The organism is Kitasatospora cystarginea, assembly GCF_039533515.1.
Lineage (GTDB): Bacteria > Actinomycetota > Actinomycetes > Streptomycetales > Streptomycetaceae > Kitasatospora > Kitasatospora cystarginea.
Genome location: NZ_BAAATR010000133.1, coordinates 1 through 2,524 on the forward strand (window position 1 = coordinate 1; position 2,524 = coordinate 2,524).

The 2,524-nt window shown below is 72.7% G+C and carries 1 protein-coding gene; it reads left to right on the forward strand.

The window, feature by feature from the left end:
* Positions 1–2,524, forward strand: a 2,524-nt coding sequence (locus ABD369_RS40360; RefSeq protein WP_344641621.1) for a type I polyketide synthase, incomplete at both ends; no start/stop codon positions are given.

Genomic DNA, 2,524 nt, shown 5'->3' on the forward strand with positions numbered 1-2,524 from the left:
ACTACGCCGCCGCGAACAGCTTCCTGGACGCCCTCGCCCAGCAGCGCCGTACGGCCGGTCTCCCGGCGACCTCGCTCGCCTGGGGCCTTTGGGCCGAAGACGGCGGCATGGCCGCCGCCCTGGTCCGGTCCGACGTCGAGCGGATGGCACGCGGTGGTGTCGCCGCGCTGACCGCCGAGGACGGGCTGCTGCTGTTCGACGCCGCAGTCGGCTCCACCGACCCCTTGCTGGTACCCATCCAGCTCGAACTCGCGGCCCTGCGCGCCCAGGCCGCCCGGGGCATGCTGCCCCCGCTGCTGCGCGGCCTGGTACGGACCCCGATGCGCCGTGCGGCCGAGGCCGGTAGCGGCACCGGACACGGCGGTGCCGGCGGCTCGGCGCTCACCCGACGGCTGGCGTCCCTCTCGGAGGCCGAGCGAGAGGCCGCCCTGCTCGACCTCGTGTGCTCGGAGGTGGCGACCGTCCTCGGGTACCCGAGTGCGGCCTCCGTCGACGCCGAGCGGGCGTTCAAGGAGCTCGGCTTCGACTCCCTCACCGCCGTCGAACTGCGCAACCGCCTCAACACGGTGACCGGGCTCCGGCTGTCGGCCACCCTGGTCTTCGACTATCCGACCCCGGCCGCTCTCGCGGAGCTGCTCCACCGTGAGCTCCTGGGCGCGCTGCCGTCCGCCGACCTCCCGGTGGCGGTCATCGCCGCCACGGACGACGATCCGATCGCGATCGTCGGCATGGCCTGCCGCTACCCGGGCGGAGTCCAGAGCCCCGAGGACCTCTGGGGTCTGGTCGCCGGCGGACGGGACGCGGTCTCCTTCTTCCCCGAGAACCGCGGCTGGGACGTCGAGAACCTCTACCACCCGGACCCGGACCACCAGGGCACCTCCTACGCCCGTGAAGGCGGTTTCCTGCACGACGCAGGCCTCTTCGATCCGGGCTTCTTCGGGATCTCGCCGCGTGAGGCGATGTCGATGGACCCGCAGCAGCGGCTGCTGCTGGAGACCTCGTGGGAGGCATTCGAGCGGGCGGGAATCGATCCGGCGACCCTGCGCGGCAGCCGGACCGGCGTGTTCGTCGGTGTGATGTACAACGACTACGGCATGCTGCTCCAGCAGTCGGCGGAGGGGGCCGAGGGCCACGTCGGCACCGGTACCTCGGGGAGCATCGCCTCCGGCCGGGTGTCCTACACCCTGGGCCTGGAGGGCCCGGCGGTGACCATCGACACCGCCTGCTCCTCCTCGCTGGTGGCCCTGCACCTGGCCTGCCAGTCGCTGCGCCAGGGTGAGTCCACGCTGGCGCTGGCCGGCGGCGTCACCGTGATGCTGACTCCCAGCACCTTCGTGGAGTTCAGCCGCCAGCGCGGTCTGGCCGAGGACGGGCGCTGCAAGGCGTTCTCGGACGACGCGGACGGCACCGGCTGGGGCGAGGGCGTCGGCATGTTGCTGGTCGAGCGGCTCTCCGACGCACGCCGCCACGGACACCCGGTACTCGGCATCGTCCGCGGCAGCGCCGTCAACCAGGACGGCGCCTCCAACGGCCTCACCGCTCCCAACGGCCCGTCCCAGCAGCGCGTCATCCGCCAGGCCCTGGCCAACGCCGGGCTGACGGCCAGTCAGGTCGACGCGGTGGAGGCGCACGGTACGGGCACCCGGCTCGGTGACCCGATCGAGGCGCAGGCGCTGCTGGCCACCTACGGTCAGGAGCACTCGGACGACCGTCCGCTGTGGCTGGGTTCGGTGAAGTCCAACCTGGGTCACACCCAGGCGGCCGCGGGTGCGGCCGGTGTGATCAAGATGGTGATGGCGATGCGGCACGGTGTGCTGCCGCAGTCGCTGCACGTGGGGGAGCCGTCCTCGCACGTGGACTGGTCAGCGGGTGCGGTCTCGCTGCTGACCGAGACCACGGACTGGCCGGAGACCGGCGAACCCCGCCGCTCGGCGGTGTCCTCGTTCGGTTTCAGCGGCACCAACGCCCATATCGTCCTGGAGCAGGCCCCGGCCGCCGACACGGCTGTGGCTGCCGAGCCGAACGCCCCCTCGGTGACCCCGTGGGCGCTGTCCGGCCGGACGCCCGAGGCACTGCGCGGGCAGGCCGAGCGGCTACTGGCCCGGCTGGATGCCGAGCCCGACATGTCGCCGGTCGACGTCGGTTTCTCGCTGGTGAGCGCGCGTGGTTCCTTCGAGCACCGTGCCGTGCTGCTGGGTTCGGACCGCGAAGAGCTGCGGGCCGGGCTGGAGGCACTGGCGCGCGGTGAGGCGGCGGCGCGGACGGTGGTCGGCGCCATGGGGACGGCCGGCCGGGTGGCGTTCCTGTTCACGGGGCAGGGCAGCCAGCGGGCCGGTATGGGCGCCGAGTTGTACGAGGCGTTCCCGCACTTCGCAGAGGCTTTCGATGCGGTGTGCGGGGAACTGGACCGGCACTTGGACCGTCCGCTGCGCGAGGTGGTGTTCGGCGGGGAGGAGTTGGACCAGACCGGGTACACGCAGCCGGCGCTGTTCGCGGTCGAGGTGGCGCTGTTCCGCCTGGTGGA